Annotated in this window: 18 protein-coding genes and 1 pseudogene; 14 read left to right on the plus strand and 5 right to left on the minus strand. The window is 36.5% G+C overall.

The window, feature by feature from the left end:
- Positions 1-3 precede the first annotated feature (3 nt).
- From H6W53_RS00055 to H6W53_RS00080, 6 genes are all read left to right on the plus strand, one after another.
- Complete coding sequence (locus H6W53_RS00055) at positions 4-804, plus strand: Cof-type HAD-IIB family hydrolase (RefSeq protein WP_185204373.1); 801 nt, start codon at positions 4-6, stop codon at positions 802-804.
- A gap of 283 nt (positions 805-1087) precedes the next feature.
- Positions 1088-3130 (plus strand): CTQ-dependent lysine 6-oxidase LodA, encoded by a 2043-nt coding sequence (gene lodA, locus H6W53_RS00060; protein ID WP_185204374.1) that lies wholly within the window; start codon positions 1088-1090, stop codon positions 3128-3130.
- Between the two features lies 1 nt (position 3131).
- Positions 3132-4235, plus strand: a complete 1104-nt coding sequence (lodB, locus tag H6W53_RS00065) for a lysine-epsilon-oxidase maturase LodB (RefSeq protein WP_185204375.1) — start codon at positions 3132-3134, stop codon at positions 4233-4235.
- Positions 4236-4336: 101 nt separating this feature from the next.
- Positions 4337-5047, plus strand: a complete 711-nt coding sequence (locus tag H6W53_RS00070; RefSeq protein WP_185204376.1) for a glycohydrolase toxin TNT-related protein — start codon at positions 4337-4339, stop codon at positions 5045-5047.
- A gap of 12 nt (positions 5048-5059) precedes the next feature.
- Complete coding sequence (locus H6W53_RS00075; protein WP_185204377.1) at positions 5060-5476, plus strand: hypothetical protein; 417 nt, start codon at positions 5060-5062, stop codon at positions 5474-5476.
- 143 nt (positions 5477-5619) lie between these two features.
- Positions 5620-7344, plus strand: a complete 1725-nt coding sequence (locus tag H6W53_RS00080; protein ID WP_185204378.1) for a DUF4041 domain-containing protein — start codon at positions 5620-5622, stop codon at positions 7342-7344.
- Positions 7345-7396: 52 nt separating this feature from the next.
- Here H6W53_RS00080 and H6W53_RS00085 read toward each other — a convergent pair whose 3' ends face one another.
- Both H6W53_RS00085 and H6W53_RS00090 read right to left on the minus strand, forming a co-directional pair.
- Complete coding sequence (locus H6W53_RS00085; protein WP_076390434.1) at positions 7397-7813, minus strand: hypothetical protein; 417 nt, start codon at positions 7811-7813, stop codon at positions 7397-7399.
- 242 nt (positions 7814-8055) lie between these two features.
- Positions 8056-9249: an MFS transporter gene (locus tag H6W53_RS00090; RefSeq protein WP_185204379.1), complete on the minus strand. Its 1194-nt coding sequence runs from the start codon at positions 9247-9249 to the stop codon at positions 8056-8058.
- Between the two features lie 195 nt (positions 9250-9444).
- Between H6W53_RS00090 and H6W53_RS00095 the strand changes: the two genes are divergently transcribed.
- The gene (locus H6W53_RS00095; protein WP_185204380.1) at positions 9445-11028 is read left to right on the plus strand and encodes a Na+/H+ antiporter; all 1584 of its coding nucleotides are present in this window, start codon (positions 9445-9447) and stop codon (positions 11026-11028) included.
- Here the strand turns inward: H6W53_RS00095 and H6W53_RS00100 are convergent.
- The gene (locus tag H6W53_RS00100; protein ID WP_185204381.1) at positions 11014-11346 is read right to left on the minus strand and encodes a hypothetical protein; all 333 of its coding nucleotides are present in this window, start codon (positions 11344-11346) and stop codon (positions 11014-11016) included. The genes H6W53_RS00095 and H6W53_RS00100 overlap by 15 nt on opposite strands.
- A gap of 843 nt (positions 11347-12189) precedes the next feature.
- On the opposite strand from H6W53_RS00100, the gene H6W53_RS00105 reads away from it, so the two are divergent.
- The 7 genes from H6W53_RS00105 (at position 12190) to H6W53_RS00135 (ending at position 19387) form a co-directional block, all read left to right on the plus strand.
- Complete coding sequence (locus H6W53_RS00105; RefSeq protein ID WP_087709819.1) at positions 12190-13449, plus strand: aminotransferase class I/II-fold pyridoxal phosphate-dependent enzyme; 1260 nt, start codon at positions 12190-12192, stop codon at positions 13447-13449.
- Between the two features lie 7 nt (positions 13450-13456).
- Positions 13457-14086, plus strand: coding sequence for a TetR/AcrR family transcriptional regulator (locus H6W53_RS00110; RefSeq protein ID WP_087709820.1), 630 nt, complete (start codon positions 13457-13459; stop codon positions 14084-14086).
- Between the two features lie 98 nt (positions 14087-14184).
- Complete coding sequence (gene dnaX, locus H6W53_RS00115) at positions 14185-15270, plus strand: DNA polymerase III subunit gamma/tau (protein WP_087709822.1); 1086 nt, start codon at positions 14185-14187, stop codon at positions 15268-15270.
- 38 nt (positions 15271-15308) lie between these two features.
- Positions 15309-15890 carry a hypothetical protein gene (locus H6W53_RS00120; protein WP_185204382.1) on the plus strand — a complete coding sequence of 194 codons (582 nt, stop codon included), beginning with the start codon at positions 15309-15311 and terminating at the stop codon, positions 15888-15890.
- A gap of 489 nt (positions 15891-16379) precedes the next feature.
- Complete coding sequence (locus H6W53_RS00125; protein ID WP_185204383.1) at positions 16380-17459, plus strand: chorismate mutase; 1080 nt, start codon at positions 16380-16382, stop codon at positions 17457-17459.
- Between the two features lie 156 nt (positions 17460-17615).
- A complete protein-coding gene (gene rsgA, locus H6W53_RS00130) occupies positions 17616-18542 on the plus strand; it encodes a ribosome small subunit-dependent GTPase A (RefSeq protein ID WP_087709826.1) in 927 nt (308 codons plus the stop codon).
- Between the two features lie 428 nt (positions 18543-18970).
- The gene (locus H6W53_RS00135; protein ID WP_076390425.1) at positions 18971-19387 is read left to right on the plus strand and encodes a nucleoside-diphosphate kinase; all 417 of its coding nucleotides are present in this window, start codon (positions 18971-18973) and stop codon (positions 19385-19387) included.
- Between the two features lie 55 nt (positions 19388-19442).
- Here H6W53_RS00135 and H6W53_RS21425 read toward each other — a convergent pair whose 3' ends face one another.
- Both H6W53_RS21425 and H6W53_RS00140 read right to left on the minus strand, forming a co-directional pair.
- On the minus strand, positions 19443-19862 hold the full coding sequence (locus tag H6W53_RS21425; RefSeq protein WP_228457721.1) for a hypothetical protein: 420 nt from the start codon (positions 19860-19862) through the stop codon (positions 19443-19445).
- Positions 19863-19928: 66 nt separating this feature from the next.
- Positions 19929-21326 (minus strand): annotated as a pseudogene (locus tag H6W53_RS00140) (alpha-L-fucosidase).
- Positions 21327-21567 lie beyond the last annotated feature (241 nt).

Consider the following 21567-nt stretch of genomic DNA (forward strand, 5'->3'; position numbering starts at 1 on the left):
TTTATGAAAGATATTAAAATGATTGTGACAGATATGGACGGAACGTTCCTGAATTCTTCCCATGAAGTAAGTCCGGAATTTCCGAAAATATATGAAGAACTGAAGAAAAGAAATATTTTATTTGTTCCTGCGAGCGGAAGACAGATGTTGGGAATTACTAAATATTTTGGAGAAATTGAAAATGAAATGGCTTTCATAGCAGAAAATGGGGGTTATGTCATTTATAAGAACGAGGAGCTTTTTGCGGATAAACTTGATCCAAAATACATTACGGAAATTATCGCGGAGATCAGAACAATTCCCGGAGCAATAGCTGTTTTGTCCGGCAAGAAAAAAGCATATTTTGAAACCGAGAATCAGGATTTTATAGATTATGTTTCCCAGTTTTATACAGATAATGAAAGAAAGGAAGATCTTACGCAGGAAATAGACGACAGTATTTTTAAGGTTGCGGTGTATCATTCCGGCGGTTCGGAATTAAACGTTTATCCTGTATTAAAAGATTTTGAAAAATATGATTTGGAGGTAGTGGTTTCCGGTCAGTATTGGCTGGATATCATGAACAAGAATATCAATAAAGGAATGGCACTGGAAAAACTGCAGAAAGCTTTGGATATTACTCCACAGCAGACTATGGCTTTTGGAGATTATATGAATGATATTCAGATGCTTGAAAATTCAAAATATTCTTATGCGATGCAGAATGCGCATCCTCTGGTAAAAAAAGCGGCAAGTTTTGAAGCCGGATCTAATGATCATTTTGGAGTCCTGAAAGTAATTAAAGACTATTTAAACATCAATTAAAACTTTCATTTATAATAATTTAAACCTTCAGATTTTATATCCGAAGGTTTTTTGCTTATTAAACGTTTAATTAATAATATTAAATTGTTTATGATTGTAGTTAATTTAAAGTTTTCAATTTATTTATAATAATTTCACCAATATATGAGAAAAATATTTTAAATTTATCATCGAAATAATTGCTCGTTTTAGGAGTGATATTTTAAACAAAACTGAACAACCATTTATAAAAGGCGGAACCGAAAAGCCAATAACAGAGTAGGGAAAACTAAATAATTAAACCATGAATCTATCAATTCACCCATCAGTAGGTGTTGCCCGATTAGGGAATAGCACAACTGAAATCTGCCTGTCTCCGGACACCATCGGTGGTCTGCCGTTTGATGCCGACAACAATGGGAATTCCTTAGGACCGATTACCTCCTTTAAAGATGCTGCAGGTCTTATTAAAAGACAGGGTCAGCCTTTTAAGATCCTTTCCGACACAGGAGAAGAAATCACATTAGACACTCCGAATGTAGCTTCTATCGAATGGACGGTGCATTTGGCAAACAAAAAAGCAGCGTGGTATCAGTACAGCGAGCTTCAGGGAAATCTGTTGTACGGTCAGGAAAACAGCTACGAAAATCAGAAAATTCCTTTCAGAAATCCTGATGTGCCGCAGAATGACAGGCAAACTTTAATCGTAGATCCGGGACCCAGAACCATTTCCGGTAAACAAAGTTCGATAGGATTTGATCAGAACAATGTTCCTGCCGGTTATCCTGCGCAATATCCTCCACAGAAAGTTTTATATGGTGTTCCGGTGGTTACGTTGGGAGATCTTCTCACAGATAATTCAGGAAGGCTGGTTGTTTTGGGAGGCTTTGGTCATGCGGGCGGAAATTTACCTTTAACAAGTTATGGAGGTTCCAGTACATGGCACGACGATATCTCGGACGGACCTGTTTACTGTACGGTAAACTTTAACGACGGAACGCCTTCGGTTTCTCTCACGGCATGGGTTGTGATCGGATCGCCGGATTTCGCACCGGAAATTGTGAATATTTCAAATTTAAGCGACACCATGTTCGATGTTGGGGTAAGAAATTTCAATCTGGTTCCTGAGATGTACAGCAACGGAAATTATAATCCGAACTTTCAGGCAAATTTCCAGAGAGATATTTTACCGATTATCAACAGAATCAGCAAATATCAATGGGTTGCCAATGTACAGTCGATGATGGCTTTTACCAGCAATATTTTTGATTTTACAGACAATTCTGAGGCAAACCGCCAGAATAGACAGAATTATTTTTCATATTTCAGACAAAATGATGCTCAGCCGCCGGTTCCTCCTTACTTACCTCAGGAACAGCTTCTGAAAGAAAACGGAACTGATATTTTCCCGATGATGCCTTTAAATTCAGGAAGCAACTCGGTGAGCAATACGAATATCATGAAATTCATGGCATTGGATGAAACTCAGCTTTTCCTGATGCAGCAGTGGGCGAACGGAAATTTTGTAAGCGATCCGAATTACGAACAATATCCTGTAAATGCAATGGATGCAGCAAGTGTAGGAAATTGTGTAGGACTTCCGATGTGTCCGGGAATTGAAGTAACCTGGAATTTACAGAATCCTATTATTTATGCAAATCCTTATAGAATTTTACAATACGGAAACGAACAGCAATATGCAGCACGAGGCTTAACGCCGTCTCGCGACGAATGTGAAGGCGGAGGCTGCGAACCGGGAGATCTTACCAAAAGAATGGCTTGTCCTTGGCAGGCGGATTTCTTCCAGTGTACGATTCAGCTGATTAATTTTACAGATCCGTCTGTGAATAAAGCGGGTTCTCCACCTGCACCGCTTCCTCCAACATATTATTCTTACTGGTGGCCGCCTCAAAGCCCATGGGATGTTTTGGTAGGTGAATTTACCGCTGAAGGTCAGTCGGCTACCAATGTTCCGGCAGGACAGCAGATGAACTACGCACGTGGAATCAACAGTTTTACGCAGATGGTTCAGTACTGGTACGCGCTAGGATTTATCAGGGATAAAAATTCTCACAGCTTAGGTTTCCCATTCTTTGTGGAAACTGAAAGAAATAACGAAATATTTACATATGAAAATGTTCCTGTAAGTGAGATCAGCGGAAACGAAGAGGATGATGAAACCACAATTCCGGTTTTCTACATAGAAAAGAAAACACAGGTGGTTACCGAAAGAAGTGAAAAAGGAAGAATGATGATGGAACATCTGGAAGAGGTAGGTTTTAAAGAAATTGCTGTTGCAGCAGACCGCATGCCGTTACCTCGTTCCGGAACGCGAAACAGAAGATAAAATGCAAAACTTGTTAGAAACTAATGTATTAATTGTCGGTGGAGGTCCAGCAGGGACTTCCGCCGCTTTAAGTCTGCTTAAATATTCTGACCTGAAAGTAGTTATCGTAGAAGAAACCAGTCTGGAATCTGTAAAAATAGGTGAACAGGTGAACTCAAGTATTTTTGATCTTCTCAGCTATATGGGAATCGAAAAAACAGCTTTCGATCAGAATAATTTTATTCAGGGACACAGCAGCACGGCAGCTTGGGGAAGCGAAAGACTGATGGTTCGTGATTCTATCTTTAATACCGAAACCGAAAGTTTTCAGCTGAACCGGGAGGAATTCGATTATCTGCTTCTGAAAAATGTTTCTGAAAAAGGAGGAATTATTTTTCCGAGAACGAAATGCCTGTCTTTTGATCAGGATGAAAACAATCAATGGACGGTAGATGTAAAACACGAAACCAAAGGAGACTTTACGATAAAAGCAGATTATCTGATCGATGCAACCGGAAGAATGGGAAGTGTCTGCCGGAAAATAGGAGTTCAGTCAAAACGGTATGACGAACTTGCCGCGATCGGAAGATTTTTTTATTTTGATGAATCTCAGACCATTGAGCAGAACATCATGATAGAATCTATTGAAGACGGGTGGTGGTACTGTGCTTCTCTGCCGAATCATAAGATGACGCTTACTTTTTTTTCCGATGCACAGATTATTAAAGAAAAAAGGCTTGAAAATACCGAAAACTGGAGCAGGTTATTATCAAAGACAAAACACATTCAGCATAAAATATCAAAAGCGGCTTCCGAAGGAAAACCTTGGGTAAAAAATGCATTTTCTCAGATTGCAGACATCAGTTCTAGCAAAAATTTTCTGGCGGTGGGAGATGCAGCCGCTTCATTTGATCCTATTTCATCCATGGGGATCGGTTTTGCCATAAGTTCTGCCTGTCACGCTGCAAAAGCAATTATTGATGCAAATTCAGGACACGAAAATACTTTTGTTAACTATCAGGAAAACATTAATAAAATTTATCATAATTATCTCACAACGAAGACATTTTTTTATCAGAAAGAACAACGCTGGAGCGATGCTGTGTTTTGGAAAAAAAGGATTTAAGAGGTTGGGATATGAAATTAAATTAGTAATGGCAGCCTCATAACGATCTGTGAGGCTGTTTTTTGCTTTTACATTTTTAAAATTAATAATTATTGAAATATATGAAAAAACTACTCAATTACATTTCGTTTCTGTCGGTTGTACTGTTTTCCGTAGCATGTACTTCTTCCACCATAGAAGATGAAAATGCACCCAGTGAAGTCACAACGGTATTTTACAAAAACGCCGATGAACTCGCTGCAACTTATGATCCTTCGAATACAGTAAATCAAACCTTAAGAAATCAGATTTACGATTTATACAAACAAGGGAAATGGAGCGAACTGGAATCTGTTTTTAAAGTTAATAATCTGAACGGAGGATGGCCGCCGGCAAACGGAGGGTATAATATTGTAGATAATACAGATTTCACAGCCGGACAAAAATACGACCGCTATAGCGGCGCAATCGGAACGTACAGCGGAACCGGAGCGCCGACTCTGGGAGGAAATTTCACCAGTCCGATCATCAATGGCTACGTTTACACTTTCGCTCAACGCGCCCTTAACAAACCGGAAAATGCTTATGATTTTTATTATGAAATAGAAGTTTTGAATAATTTGCTACCTTTCAAGGGACAATCGGCAGACATTATTCCGTGGTTCGGGCAGGTTGGAAAAGGGAAACAGACGATGTGGAAAATTCCTCTGGATCCTTCAACCGGATATACAAAAACATGGAATAAGCTTGCGCAGGAAGGTTATATTAAAGTAACGATAAAAAGAAGTCCGAGCGGAAATTATCCTTCAGCGGTTGGAATGGTGATTCAATAAATTTAACTGAAAATGTACGCAATAACGAAGAAAATACAGATTGTAAATAAGGCAATTATTCGGAAAGATTCGTTTATTAATGATGAAATCAGTCCTTCTGCGGAACTGAAATTCATCTGTTGTAAATGCAGTCATGAAAATCTGTTGAAAATTACTCCTTACGAATCTGGTTTTCCTATTTTTCAACTTTATCATGAAAATAAAATTCTATCTGTTGAAGAGTTGCTTAAAAATTCAATGATAAAAGAGACGCAAAAGAATATGCTTTATGCCGGAGAATTTACAGTTAATAATTTACCAACGTTATATTTTGGAACAGACTGCGAATCCTGCGCTGCAAAATACATCGTAATTTTCAGTTATGGCGAAAAACAACCGGGACTGGAATTGCTTTCCGTTTCCGGAGTATGGGAATATGCAGAGGCATAATATTTTTTTAGAAGGTGTGTTTCGGCTTCAAATCGAAGATTTGAAGCCGAATTTTTTTATGAACTTATGGAAAACCATAATCAGCAGATGTTCTAAAATTGTATTATTGCCTCATCTCATCATTAAAAAAAGACTTTAATTATATGGAAATTTTAATCATTATTATTTTATCGGTTCTGCTGATTGTTGCATTCAGTAAATCAGGTAAAAATAAAAAACAGGTTTCGGAGAAAGAAGCTCAGATTGCAAATCTTAACAGGGAAATTAATCAGCTCAGAACCGAGATTTCAAACCTCAATTCAGACAAAAGATCTTTACAGGACAAAATCCAGAGATTAAGAGCCGATTTTTCTAATCTGCAGATCGAGAAACGTTCGGTGGACGAAAAGAATAATCAATTGAGAAATCAAAATGATGCTTTAAGCAAATATCAGGATATTATTAACGTTCAGGTAGAATGTGAATATCTTCTGAAAAGAGCAGAAAGGGACAGTTTAAAATTAAAAGAAAGAGCACAGGCGGAACTGGATAACGCGCAGCTTCAGGCGAAAGAGTCGAAAAGAATGGCAAAGGAACTTGTAGAAAAAAGAACCAGAGAAGTTGAACTGCTGTATGAAAATGCAGTAAGAGAATCCAAAAGAATTATCGATAATGCTGAAGACAAGGCACTTGCCATCGGAGGTGATGCTTACAGAAGTTTACGGGAAGCCAATGAAATTGCCGACAGAATAAAAGCAATGAAAAATGTAATAAAAGGCTACGGAAACGAATACATTGTGCCTTCTTACACTTTGCTGGATGATCTTGCCGAAGAATTCAGCCACAAAGAAGCCGGAGAAAATCTTAAAAAACTTCGACAGAATAACAAATTAATGATCACAAGCCGACAAGCCGGAATCTGCGAATATATGGATGAATTCAGAAGGAATATCGCCATAGACTTTGTAATCGATGCTTACAACGGAAAAGTTGAAACCATTTTAAATTCAGTAAAAAAAGACAATTACGGAATTCTGAAACAGAAAATAGATGATGCTTTTCAGTTGGTTAATTTCAACGGAGAAGCATTCAGAAAAGCCAGAATTTCGGTGGAATATCATGAAGCCCGTCTTGAAGAACTGAAATGGGCGGTTATTGCTCAGGAACTGAAATGGCAGGAACAGGAAGAGCAAAGGCAGATCAGGGAACAGATGCGGGAGGAAGAAAAAGCAAGAAGAGAGTACGAAAAAGCCATAAAAGATGCTGAAAAAGAAGAATTAACGTTGAAAAGACTGATTGAAAAAGCCGAATCGCAGGTTGCAAAAGCCAATGAAGAGCAAAGAATGATGTTCCAGCAGAAACTTGAAGAACTTCAGGGGAAATTACTGGTTGCGGAAGAAAAAAATCAAAGAGCAATTTCGATGGCGCAGCAAACGCGCTCCGGAAATGTTTATATTATTTCAAATGTTGGATCATTTGGAGAGGATGTTTACAAAATCGGAATGACAAGACGTCTGGAACCGCTGGATCGTGTTCGTGAGCTTGGAGACGCAAGTGTTCCGTTTGAATTTGATGTTCACGCCATGATTTATTCTGATGATGCTCCGGCTTTGGAAAGACAGCTTCACAAAAAGTTTTTAAAGAACCAGCTTAATAAAATCAATCCGCGGAAAGAATTTTTCAGACTCGGAATTAACGACATTAAAAATTATCTGGAAGATACCGGAATTATCTGCAAATGGACGCTTACCGCAGAAGCCAGACAATATCGCGAAACATTAAAACTTGAAGAGGAAATGAAAACCAATAAGCAGCTCGAAAAAGAGTGGGAGCAATATCAGGAAGAAGCAGATCCTGTAGCTTTGGAAGAAGTATTGGAAGAGGAATAAAAAGACAAAACCACAACCCGAAAGTTGTGGTTTTTAATGAAAGTATATATTATTAAGATTCGGTGTGCATCAGTCCATAACTTATGGAAGTGGGTTCTTTGCCGAAAAGACAAGAAAAAATATTCTGAAATTCATGGATGTACTTACATTTGATAGAATTTCCGTAGATTTTCAGTCCCTCAACAATTTTTCTGGAACTCAGATCAAAATCATATTTAATGAAAGTTTCCGGTCTTTCGTAACGAATACGCTGTTCAGAGCTGTAAGTTCTTGAAAATCCGAATTTTTCCAGCCATTCTTCAGTAATCTGGATAGGCTTTATTGATTTTGCCGGAACAGAAAAACTGTGAAAATCATTTTCAATCTGTACAAAATAATCTTTTTCATCATTCTGGAATATTTCAGTAATCGTATAGATCTGATTTTTATATTCCACTAGATTTTTAATTTTTAAATCTGCAACGTTCATAATATTTTGTGGGTGTTTATGTTATTATTCTAAGGTTAGTGAATGCCTTGTGTAAGAAGTTTTGCAAATACTATGCCTTATGTTTGGAATAATAATTAAACTATTGTTAAGAATGATTTTCATTTTTATTGTAAATAATTGTAAATCAGTTGATTATAATAAATTAAAAATTTTAAACAATATTCGGGAAAGTTAAATTTGTGGTACTTGTGTGGTATATTATGTTAAATCGAAAAATTTAATTATTCAGTTTTCAGAGATTTATGTTCAATAGTTAATGCAAAAGCAATCATTATAACTGAAATTAATACACCAATAAAAATATTCCATGAGGTAGAGTGGAGCAGATATCCGGTTCCGCTTCCCAGAAAACTCGATCCGAAATAATAGAAAAGCCAGTAGATGGAAGTTGCAGAAGATTTTCCTTCTTTCGCATGCAGCGCCGTCATCTGGCTTGCCATGGTATGGGCAGCAAAAAAGCATAAAGTAAACAATCCCAGTCCGAAAACAACGATATAAATGTTTTCAGAAAGAAGAAGAACAAGTCCCGCTAATAAAAAGAAAATCGAACCCTTCAGAATATATTTCTTTTCAAATCTTGCAGACAGTCTGCTGGTTATCATGGTTCCCAAAACTCCGAAAGTATACATCAGAAAAATAAAAGCAATAAAAACATGACTTAAAGAAAAAGGTTCAGATTCTAAACGGAACGTCATATAATTATAGACACTCACAAAAGTTCCCATTAATAAAGCGGCAATGAAATACAAACGCAACATGTAAGAATCACGGATTAGTCTTTTCATCTGCTTCATTTTGAGGTGATAATCTGTTTTCTGAGGCTTAAAAAATTTTGAATCCGGAAAAAGCTTCCAAAACACCAGTCCCAAAATCAGACTTTGAATCCCGATCATTAAAACAGCATTTCTCCATCCGAATTCTCCGGCGAGAAGAGTTGTCAAAATCCTTCCGCTCATGCCTCCGATGGTGTTTCCACTGAGATACATACTGATTGCCAAAGCCACCACAGAAATTTCAACTTCCTCCGTAAGATAAGCCAGAGCCACCGAAGAAACACCGGAAATTACAAAACCTTTTACCATTCCAATAATGATAAGGAGTGGTAGACTCGGAATCCATGTTGAAATGATGGTTAAAATTGCCGATACAATCAGAGAAAAAACCATCAGTTTCTTTCGCGAAAAACTGTCTGCGCGGAACGCAAAAAAGAAAAGTCCCAAAGCCATCCCGATTGTGGAGGAAGAAACAAGCAGGGAACTGTCGCCTACCGTTTTGTGAAAATGTTCCGCAACCATTGGCAATAACGGCTGAAAAAGATAAAGCTGCGCAAATACCGAAAGTCCCGATAAAAATATACACAGTTTGATGTAGTAAAACCGTCTGCTTTTCCTGTCTGCTTTTTCTGAAGTATTCATGATGTGCTTAAAAAATCAAGCAAAAATTATGGAGTTATTTTCATCCGCTAATTTGATGAAATTTTTTAAATCCTTAAAATGTCTTTTTTTAATTGATTTTCTATTGAATTTTTAAATTAACTCAGCATTTTCCGGTTAAATTTTTACGGCAGTTTTTCACTTTAATACGTATCTTTAATTCAGAAAAAATTAAAAATGATCGAAAACTTTCCTTTTTATCTCTCACTGATTCTTGCCATTGTCTTTATCATTATGATCGCCAACAAAATAAGGGTTGCCTATCCTGTGCTGTTGGTTGTAGCAGGATTGTTAATCAGTTTTATTCCAAATGTTCCGGTCATCAGAATAGATCCCGAACTTATCTTCATTATCTTTCTTCCGCCTTTGCTGTATGAAGCAGCATGGGCAATTTCCTGGAAAGAACTCTGGAAATGGAGGCGGATTATAGGAAGTTTTGCCTTTGTTGTTGTATTTCTTACCGCAACGACGGTTGCTTTTGTAGCCAATCATTTTATTCCCGGATTTTCACTGGCTTTAGGATTTCTTTTAGGAGGAATTGTCTCGCCGCCCGATGCGGTAAGTGCGGGAGCGATTCTTAAATTTGTAAAGGTTCAGAAAAGACTGTCTTCTATTCTTGAAGGAGAAAGTTTGCTGAATGACGCGTCTTCCTTAATCATATTCCGTTTTGCGATGATTGCCGTTGCAACCGGTCAGTTTATTTGGCAGGATGCGGTTTTGAGCTTTTCATGGATGCTGATTGGCGGAATCGGAATCGGGTTAATCATCGGCTGGCTGTTCATGAAAGGACATAAACTGCTTCCTACAGATGCCAATATGGACACAATTCTTACCATTGTTGCACCTTATTTAATGTATATTGCGGCAGAAGAAGCGCACAGTTCAGGAGTTTTGGCTGTGGTAAGCGGCGGGTTGCTGCTCTCCAATAACCGCCATAATTTTCTCAGTACTTCATCACGTTTGCGCGGACTGAATGTCTGGGAAAGCCTGTCTTTTGTACTTAATGGTCTGGTTTTTATCCTCATTGGTCTGGACCTTCCGGAAATTACTTCAGGTTTGGGAGGAGTAAGTATTTACGCTGCGATAGGATACGGTTTGCTTGTAACGGCTGTTTTAATCGTGGTAAGAATTCTGTCGGCTTACGGAGCGGTAGTAGTTACTTTAATTGCCAGAAACTTCATTACCGTTGCAGACAACAGAAGTCCCGGATTTAAAGCTCCGATTCTGTTGGGCTGGACCGGAATGAGGGGAGTGGTGTCTTTGGCAGCAGCACTTTCAATTCCCGTAAAACTCTATACCGATGGTCCGGATTTTCCTCAGCGGAATTTAATTTTGTTCATTACTTTTATTGTTATTTTAACGACATTGCTGGTTCAGGGACTTACGCTTCCTTATCTCATCAGAAAAATGGAAATCCCTTCCTACAACGATCATCTTCCTGAAGACGAAGCGGAAGAGCTGATCCGTCGTGAAATGGCGAAAATGACTTTAGAGCATCTCAAAAAAAATCACAGCGGATTACTGGAAAAAAGTATCTTTTTGCAGCAGATCAATGAAAAATGGAAAGGAAAAGTGGAAAAAGACTACGATATTAAACTATCCTCCGAAATTAAAGAGGCTTATCTTGATATTCTCAATGCCCAAAGAGCATGGCTGATTGAACAAAACTATGACAAAAAGCAGCATTTTGATGAAGACCTGATCCGAAGACATCTTGTGAAAATTGATCTGGAAGAAGAGAGACTCTCACTGATTCATTAAAAAAGTTAAAACTTTCTGCAGGTATTCATCTTCTTTTAATACTTTATCGTACGACTGTCTCGCATACACAGGCGAAAGCTCGTAATTCTCCGGTTTAGAATCAATATCCTCATTCTCAATATATTGGTTGAGATGATGCGTATATTCTTTAATTAGCTTATTGATGGTTTTTCTTTTTGTTTTGCAGATTGTATTGTTCTTAATCTTCTGTAAAGAATTAAGAATAAAAGATTTATCGCCGTGAAAATTGATCACATTTTTTATATAGGAAAGATTATGATGATCCTGTAATACAGAATGGTTTTCTTCAAAAATCATGATAGTGGAAGTTTTTTTAATTGAAAATAGTTTCAGAACACCTGATGATAATTGCAGATCAATTGACGGGTATGGTAAAAGACTTTCTCATCATAAGGATGATATAGTCTGTAAGAAAATAATATTGAATGATCATAATAATTACTTTAAGTGAGTGATTGAACGATAAGATTGGCTGCTGATTTTTACACTTCAAATATCCAACCAATTTTTATTATTTCGTTAAATGTATTGAAAATTTGTAACAAAACACAGAATATGTGTGATATTTTGTTGAGTTTATTATTTATCATTGATATTATTGTGGTATGTTTAAATTATTTTTCTTAAAATAATATTTAAAAATCTTAAATTATGTTAAAAAAAATATTTATATTTGCTATAATTCCATTAAGGGTGATTTTAATTGAAATGTTGAAATTTTTCTCTTAATGGGACTTTTTAAAGACTGAATTAAATGATTTGGCTTTAAAAAATGTGGACGGTACATTCTAAAAGGACAAATGTTAAGAAAGGCTGATTCTGAAGTTCCCAAAAAATAGATTTCAGCCTTTTTTTATTTCTGATTTTCAATGATATTTTGCAGCAAAAGTTGTAAATTTTCTCTACCAAATCATTACCAAACACATATCCTATTAATTGCTTAATTTTTAAGCGATTGAGGAAATTTTTGTTTTATTCTTTTTTTGTTAATATTTAAATTATTTTAAAGATATAAAGGTTTTTTAAGATTATTTAATACAAATATTTTATGCATAATAAATTTTAATAGAAAATAAATTTATATATTTTTAAAATAATACTATATTTGTTTTAACATTAAACAGCTAACAAAAATTAAGGATGGACATTAACTTTTCAACAGCAACTTTTAAGGATTTCGAAAATATTCCCGGCTTCGATATGATGGAGCGTGCAGACATTTATTATGACTTTCTGGAATACATGAAATCAAACGGACGTCATCACTACAGATTGCAGAATAATACAGGTTGCAGTTCTGTAATGAATGTGGGAACTCACAACGTAACCAGAGAATTTGTAAGCTTTGTTACAAGTGATTATTTAGGGTTTACACAACACCCGAAAGTAAAGCAGGCAGCAATTGAAGGAGTAGAGAAATACGGAACCGGAACGGCGGCAACACCACTTATTGGAGGATATTATTCTTACCACAACGATTTAGAAGCTAAAATTGCTTCCTTTTTTGGGCGTTCTCAGGATGAAGCTGTGATTTTTACAACAGGATACACAACAAACAGTGCGACATTGCAGATCCTGTTGCAGAAAGAAGACATCGCAATTGTAGATATGGCAGTACATGCAAGTGTATATGAAGGATGTATTCTTACCAACAGAAAAACATTTCCGCACAACAATCTGGAGGCTTTGGAACAGATTTTGAAAACATCGGAAAAGCAGTTTCGTACAAAGCTTGTGGTAATAGACGGTGTCTATTCTCAGGATGGAGATACGGCTCCTATTGAAGAAATTTATAAATTAGTAAAAAAATACAACGCCTATCTCATGGTTGATGATGTTCACGGAGTAGGTATTTTAGGGAAAACAGGAAGAGGGACAATTGAAGATACAGGATTGCTGGATAAAATAGATATTATTACGGGAACTTTCAGTAAAACATTCGGTAACCTTGGAGGATATGTAATCGCCAATAAAAGCCTTACCAATTTTATAAGATTCCAGTCCAGACAGCAGATATTTTCGGCTACAACGCCTCCTTCCACGGCTACAGGAATTATAAAAGCCATTGAACTGATAGATGAAGAACCACAATGGAGAGAAAAACTCTGGGAAAACATCAATTACTTTAAAAAAGGACTGAATGATCTGGGGTTGGATACCGGGACTACTTGTTCCGCAGTTGTTCCCGTAAAGATCGGAGATCCGCATATAACGGGCGATGTAGGAAGAATGCTCCTGGAACACGGAGTATATACAAACCCCATTATTTATCCGGCTGTAGCCAGGAAAGATGCCCGAATCAGGATGAGTGTTACCGCAACACATGATAAAGAACATCTTGATAAAACCCTCAATGCCTTTGAGGATATCAATAAAAAGTTGCATATTGCAAAAAAATAAATAACAAATGCCAAGAAAAGTTGTACAAGGCCCTATACGGGACAAAGAAAAAACAAAACAAAAATTGCTTGCTGCTGTTGGAAAAATCCTTAGAACCAAGGGGTACTCAGGATTGAAAGTGAGTAAAATAGCAGCAGTGGCAGGCTTTGATAAAAAATTAATTTACGAATATTTCGGAAGCACCGAAAAGCTTATCGACGAATACATCAGATCTCAGGATTACTGGAGCAAAATGAACCAGGATAATATCCATGTGGATTTTTCAGACGGAGGTAAAGAGCTTTCTAAAGTTGCCATTCTTAACCAGTTTGAGCACATCAAGAAAAACAAAGAACTTCAGAAGATTATTCTTTGGGGATTATCAGAAAGCAAACCGATTCTGAAAAAAGTAGCCGATGAGAGAGAAGAAATGGGAGAAATGCTTTTCACGAATATTGTAGATCCGCATTTTAAGGATAAATCTACAAGATATCGTGCCATTGCAGCACTTCTGGTTTCCGGAGCTTATTATCTTAACCTTTACACAGCTCACAATGCAAGCATATTCTGCGGAATAGACCTGAAAAGTGATGAAGGAAGAAAAGAAATAGAAAAGGCGATTACCGAAATCATCGATTTTGCTTACGAAGAAAGATAATATGAGAAAAGTTTACTATTGTCAGAATAGAGTTATTTTAAAAGTAATTTAAAAGAATTTCATTTTTAAGTTACAACAATATTTCTTATTTTTGACCAATGGAAAATTTTATCGTATCTGCACGAAAATATCGCCCGCAGCAGTTTGATACTGTTGTTGGGCAGTCTCATATTACGGATACTTTAGAACACGCTATTGAAGAAAATCAATTGGCTCAGGCACTGCTGTTCTGTGGTCCGAGAGGAGTAGGGAAAACTACCTGTGCCAGAATTCTGGCGAGGAAGATCAATGAAAAGGACGGATCAGTTTCGGAAGACGGTTTTGCCTACAACATTTATGAGCTGGATGCTGCATCAAACAACTCTGTAGATGATATCAGAGAATTGATCGATCAGGTACGTTTTGCGCCTCAGGTTGGTAAATATAAAGTGTATATTATCGATGAGGTTCATATGTTGTCTTCTGCAGCCTTCAATGCTTTCCTTAAAACACTTGAGGAACCGCCTGCTCATGCGATTTTTATCTTAGCGACTACCGAAAAGCATAAAATTATTCCTACGATCTTATCCCGCTGTCAGATCTATGATTTCAAAAGAATCGTTATTGAAGACATTCAGGGACATCTTAGAAATATTGCTCAGAAAGAGAATATTCAGTACGAAGATGATGCATTGTATCTTATTGCCCAAAAAGCAGACGGCGCTTTAAGAGATGCACTTTCCATCTTCGACAGGCTCTCTACTTTTTCCCAGAAGAATATTACACTCGCAAAAGCCGCAGAAGTCTTAAATATTCTGGATTACGACCAGTACTTAAAAATTGTAGATTTAGCCAAAGAAAATAAAATTCCCGAAGTTCTTTCTGCTTTCAATGAAATTGTGAAAAAAGGATTTGATCCTCATATTTTCATCGCAGGATTGGGAAGTCATTTCAGAGATCTGATGATGGCGCAGAATACTTCAACCATTGATCTGATAGAAGTAGGAGAACAGACCAAGACAAAGTTTGTTGAACAGGCCCAGAAATGGAATCCTCAACAGCTTATCGATGCTATTGAGATTTGCAATCATGCAGACATCAATTATAAAAATTCCAAAAATCCAAGACTTACGGTAGAAATTGCTTTAATGCAATTGGCTTCTTTGACGGCTAATTCAGACGTTGCTAAAAAAAAAAGTTTATAATTCTGGCTCCGTTTCTCAGTGAGAAGCAGGAAGTAAAAATGCCCGTAAAACCTACGGAAACTCAGGAACAGAAATCTAAACATGAGCAACCCTCTGAAAGTCCGGAGCTTCCCGTTGTTGCGGAGATCAAAAAAACCTCAAAACCTTTATCCAGACCCGGAATTTCTTCAGGGTTCAGCATCAGTTCTTTTTTAAACAAAGAAGAAACAACTGTTGTAGAAGAAAAAGTTGTAGCCAAAACAGAACAGCTTCCCCAAAATCACTTTACCGAAACAGATCTTCAGGCAGAGTGGAATTTACTGCTCAAGCAGCTCCAGAGAAAAGATGCCATTATTTTCAATGCCATTAAATCTTTCAAAATGATAAAATCCGGAGAAAATGAAATTACCGTTTTGTTTCCTTCCGATTCTGCAAAAGCTGAATTTGATAAAGTAAGCCGTGAATTTTTTAATCATTTTAAAACGAAAGTTCACAATCATTCCATTCAGGTTACATATAAAAGAGATGCCGAAAATCTGAAAGTAGAAGTAATGACTCCAAGAAAGAAGTTTGAAAAGTTTGTTAAATTAAATCCTTTGCTGAAGGATCTTGATGATCTGATGAAATTCGATTTAACATAATTCTTGTTCCTTAATAATTTTTTCCTGCAGAAAAATCTTTAAGAAAAAGTTTCACAATTTTTATTTTAAAAAAATAGGGTAGATGAAACTTTTTTTTAAATAAAATTTATATATTTGTCAGATAATTGAAAAACAAAACGCAGCTTTTTCAGTTAAAATGTAAACCGAAAATCTAGAAATAGATAGTTTATTTTGGAAAAATTAATAAAGTCATATCAATCTGTATTTGCTCCTGCTGAATTCTTTAGCGGGCAATTTGGCTTTTCTTTTCCGTATTTTAGAAATTTCAGAACGTATTATCGATTTTATTATTGGTACTGCTAGTATAAATTTCTTTCAAAAAAATCTACAGGAATTATAGATTTCTTCTTATTTCCTGATTCCTTTAAAAAATTTTAACGGCATTTTTTAGAAAGAATTATAAAGTAATTTTATAATGCTTTTTTGTGTTTGAATATGAACAATAACGATAATAGTAAAATTAAAAATATGAATTTAAAAGACTTAAAAAACGAATGGATTAATGAATTCCAGCAGCCCATGATGATTGCGGGACCATGCAGTGCAGAAAGTGAAGCACAGATGCTGGAAATTGCAAAAAGAATCAGGGAAACCAATGCCAATGTTCCGGTTTTCCGTTCAGGAATCTGGAAGCCGCGTACAAAACCCAACGGATTTGAAGGAGTAGGAGTAATCGGTCTGAACTGGCTGAAAAAAGTGAAGGAAGAATACGGTTTCAAAACAGCGACAGAAGTTGCCAATGCACACCACGTTTTTGCAGCTTTGGAAGCAGATGTAGACATTCTTTGGATCGGGGCGCGTTCTACGGTAAATCCTTTTACCGTTCAGGAAATTGCACAGGCATTGAGAGGAACAGACAAAACCGTGTTGGTGAAAAATCCTGTAAATCCGGATCTTGCTTTGTGGATTGGAGCTTTGGAAAGGCTTTTAGGTCAGGGAATTACCAACTTGGGAGTTATTCACAGAGGGTTTTCTACATACCAGAAAACAAAGTACAGAAACAATCCGAACTGGCAAATTGCCTTAGATTTTAAAAGTCAGTTCCCGAATATCCCCATGCTGATCGACCCTTCACACATCTGTGGAAACAGAACTGGTTTGGCAGACATTACGCAGGAAGCTTTAAACGTAGGTTACCAAGGAGCCATTATAGAAACACACAGCAATCCGGATGAAGCCTGGAGTGATGCTGCACAACAGATTACACCGGAAGTTCTTGCAGAACTCATCGGAAATTTAAAAGTGAGAAACTCAGGATTGGCAGGATTTGAAGGAGAAATGGGAAGACACAGAACGTTAATTTCTGATATAGATTTTCAACTGATTGAAATGCTTGCGCAGAGAATGAAAATTTCTGAAAAAATCGGAAAGCTTAAAAAAGAAAATGATATTGCCATCTTCCAGCCGGAACGTTGGAAAGAAATTACAGAATACGCAACTCAAAAAGCTGTTGAGACCGGAATGACGAAAGAATTCATAGAAAAAGTATTCAAAGCGATCCACGAAGAGTCTATCGAGGTTCAGAACAGTATTATGATTAACAGATAATCTGGATTTTGAGTTTTAGAGTGGGAGAGTTTTAGAGTCAGAGAGTATTAGAGTTGGAGAGTGAAAAAGTAATTGGATGACTTTTATAAAAGCTCTCCGGCTCTAAAACTTTAAAACACTCAAACTAAATTTCCTATATTTGCAGCATCTTACAGTATGAAAGGAAAAATCATTAAATCTACAGGAAGCTGGTATCAGGTTTTGGAAATGGAAACCGGGAAAATCTTCGAAGCAAGAATTCGCGGAAAATTTAAATTGATTAAAACAAGGCTTACCAATCCGCTTGCTGTGGGAGATTTTGTGGAATTTCAACTGGAACAGGATGATATCGCATGGATTACAAAGATCGAGCCCCGCAGGAATTATCTCATCCGAAAATCTGTAAACCTTTCAAAAGAAGCACACATCATTGCTTCAAATATCGATCTTGCCTGCTTTATTTTCACATTAAAACATCCTGAAACTTCCCTTGGATTTCTAGACCGTTTTCTGGCGTGTTGCGAAGCATACAATATTACTCCGCTGATTTTATTCAATAAAATTGATGTTCTGCATGAAGAAGAAATCGAAATTGTAAAGGATATTGAGTTTCTTTATAATGAAATCGGCTATGATGCTCTGGAAATTTCTTCCTATTCAAAATTAAATCTGGAACAGCTTCAGGAATTGCTGAAAGATAAAACATCTGTTTTCTTCGGACATTCAGGTTGTGGAAAGTCTACTTTGGTGAATGCTTTGCAGCCGGGACTTAACCTGAAAACTTCTGAAATTTCCGATACGCATTTAAAAGGTAAACACACAACAACTTTTGCACAGATGCATTTCTGGGATTTTGGCGGAAACGTAATCGATACTCCCGGAGTTCGTGAATTTGCCATGATCGACATCGAAAAAGAAGAAGTTCAGCATTATTTTCCTGAAATTTTCAAAAAAAGAGAAGAATGTAAATACCACAACTGTCTTCATATTAACGAGCCGAAATGCGCGGTAATCGATGGTCTGGAAACAGGAGAAATTCAGCATTCAAGATATTCTACCTACATTAAATTAATGGAAGAGGCGGAAGAAGCTTCCCAAAAATAATTTTAACCTTCTACGATCATTTCTTCATCATTATATGGTTTTGATGAATAATTTTTTGTGCCAAAAATTCTTGCTTTGGTAAAAAGTTTCTTGTCATTTTAATTCAGTATTAAATCTGGATTTAAGATGAATAAACCTTAATATTCAGCCTGTAAAAACTTAAACATGGGTTTAATTATTTAAAAATCTTGAAGTTAGGCGTAGTTTTTGGGGAATTACGGGCAATAAAAAACCCAGCCGAAGCTGGGTAAAAACTAATAACCATGAAAACTCAAATTAAACATGAGAATCATAATAAAATAAACAATTACTGTGCCAAAGTTTTGTTCATGAAACCTTAACAAATGTTATTTTTATGTTAAAAATATTTTAAAATTAAAATCAAAAGAATTTTTTGTATTTTTGCGCCATTAAAAAAATATACATTTATGTCTAACATTACATTCACTATGATTAAGCCTGATGCAGTTGCGGACGGACATATCGGTGCTATATTAGGAAAGATCGCAGAAGGTGGTTTCAAAATCAAAGCAATGAAATTGACTCAACTTACTGTTGCAGATGCAAAAAAATTCTATGAAGTTCACGCTGAAAGACCATTCTACGGAGAATTGGTAGATTTCATGAGTTCTGGACCTATCGTTGCTGCTGTTCTTGAGAAAGACAATGCGGTAGAAGATTTCAGAACTTTAATCGGTTCTACTAATCCTGCGGAAGCTGCAGAAGGAACAATCAGAAAAATGTTTGCAAGAAGCATCGGAGAAAATGCTGTTCACGGTTCTGACTCTGACGAAAACGCTCTTATCGAAGCAAAATTCCATTTTTCAGGAAGAGAAATTTTCTAAGAAAAATCATTTTCAAAATAAAAAATCCGGAGAAACTTTCTTCGGATTTTGTTTTTTACAGATTACTTTCAATTGCGCCAACTTTTTCACGGTATAATTCGAGGGGTTGATCAAGAAGAACGGCAATAACAGTTAGATTTCTATCCAGTTTTTCTTTGGGTACATCAATATAAATAATTCCCGGAACCTCACTCCAGTAAAGCTTATTGTATATTTCATGGCTTAATAAAGTTCCTTCACCCACAATCCGGATTCGGGCAATTTCGTTTTTAATACCTTTCAGAGAAATTGATCCGGTCGGAATTCCTTCCACAAAAAGATAAAGGGTCTGTCTGTTTTTGGAAAGTACGGAGTTTCCTGAAAAATGACCTTCTGGAAGTCCCTTTTCTTTTTCATAGAGTGCTTCTGCGTGTTTGCTGATCCAGTTTAGAATTTCGGGATTGGTTTTGCCGGTTTTGGGAAGTTTCATTTCCATTCCGTCCTCTGTTAAACCCGAATTTTTGAAGATGTTGTTTCCCGAATGAAGCTGTTCTGCAATTTCTTAGACTGCCAGTTTCGTATTTTTATTTTCTAAAGATTCAGGAAGAGATAAATTGGGCTTATCATTTTGTACTCTGATCACAGCTTCGTCAATTGATATTTCAACAACGGTTACGTCCTGATCAAATTTTACATGGGAAAAATTGAAAGTGAAATCTCCATTACCGTTACTTTTAATATCAATCTTCGCTTTATCGTCTCCAAGAATTCTGGCAGAAATAGTATTGGTCATTAAACCGTATATTTTTACAAAATCTTTAGCTTCTTCGAGATAGAGAAATATTTTTTTCCGGTCTTTAGAAAATGCGGATTTTCCTTTATAATTGTCGAATGGCAAACCTCGTGTTGTTCCATAAATGGCTTCGGAATTTTTTGTTGTCCATCTTTCTAAATTCTTTAAAATTTCAACCTGCTGTTCCGGAATGGTTCCGTCTTCTTTCGGACTAATATCCAAAAGTAGATTGCCGCCCATATTAATCACATCCGCCAAAGTTCTTACGATCATATTCGGAGTTTTGTAGTGGTTGTCGAAAGGCTGAAATCCCCATGAATCATTCATGGTGTAGCAAAGTTCCCAGTAATTGCTTTGAGGTTTTACCACAGGAATTCCCTGTTCCGGAGTTTCGTAGTCTCCATGATTTTTCAGTCTGGAATTAACGATAATGTCCGGATTGAATTTTTTCAGATTTTCCAAAGTTTTTTGAGCGCGCCATTCTTCTGATGAGTGTTCCCAATCGCCATCAAACCACAAAAGATCGGGCTTAAATTGTAGTGAAAGTTCATTTAATTGATTCTGATAATAGGTGACGAAATTTTCCCAGCGTTTCGGATCATTTTTAATTTCGTAACGTTTTTTTGTCCGGGTATTGATGTCGTAATAAGGATGGCTCCAGTCGGGAAGAGAATAGTAAAGTCCGGTTTTCAGTCCGGAATTTTTTAATGCAGAGATAAACGGAGAAAGCACATTTCTTTTGGCTAAGGAATTTTTAGGAATGGTCGTTGATTTTTCAGCTTTTGAATCCCAAAGTGCGACGCCATCATGATGTTTTGTGGTAATCACGGCATATTTTGCGCCGGAATTTTTAATCAGTTTTACCCATTCATCAGGTTTATATTTTGCAGCCGAAAAACCATTGAGCTGTTTCATGTAATTTTTATGACTGATGTAATTATTGAAAAAAGCCCATGATTCCGGAATTCCGTTCACAGAATAAATTCACCAATGAATAAAAATTCCGAGTTTGGCATCCTGAAACCATTCCATTTTTTGATTTTCCTGTGACTGATTCTGCGCAGGATATTTTCCTGAAAATAAAACCAGACCTAAAGACAATATGCCGATTAATTTCCCTTTCATTTTTTCTTTTTGTGATCTAAAAATACTTAAAAAGAACTTCATAGAGCTCCTGTATTTATTATTGAATGATTTAAACCTTCCTGTTCTTCGGGGTTAAGTAAAAATACCGAGATTAAAATTCCGTGTTTTTACGGATGTTTTTGTCCTCATTTATTGCCATCTTTACATCAGCATTAGAGAAGGAAAATTTAAGCATTAAACTCTTCAAAACTAATAACCATTAAAGGCTCAGATTTTCATTAAGAAGAAAGGCAACTCAACGGAGTTGCCTTTTTGTTTGTAT

Source organism: Chryseobacterium sp. C3, assembly GCF_014218905.1.
GTDB classification, from domain to species: domain Bacteria; phylum Bacteroidota; class Bacteroidia; order Flavobacteriales; family Weeksellaceae; genus Chryseobacterium; species Chryseobacterium mucoviscidosis.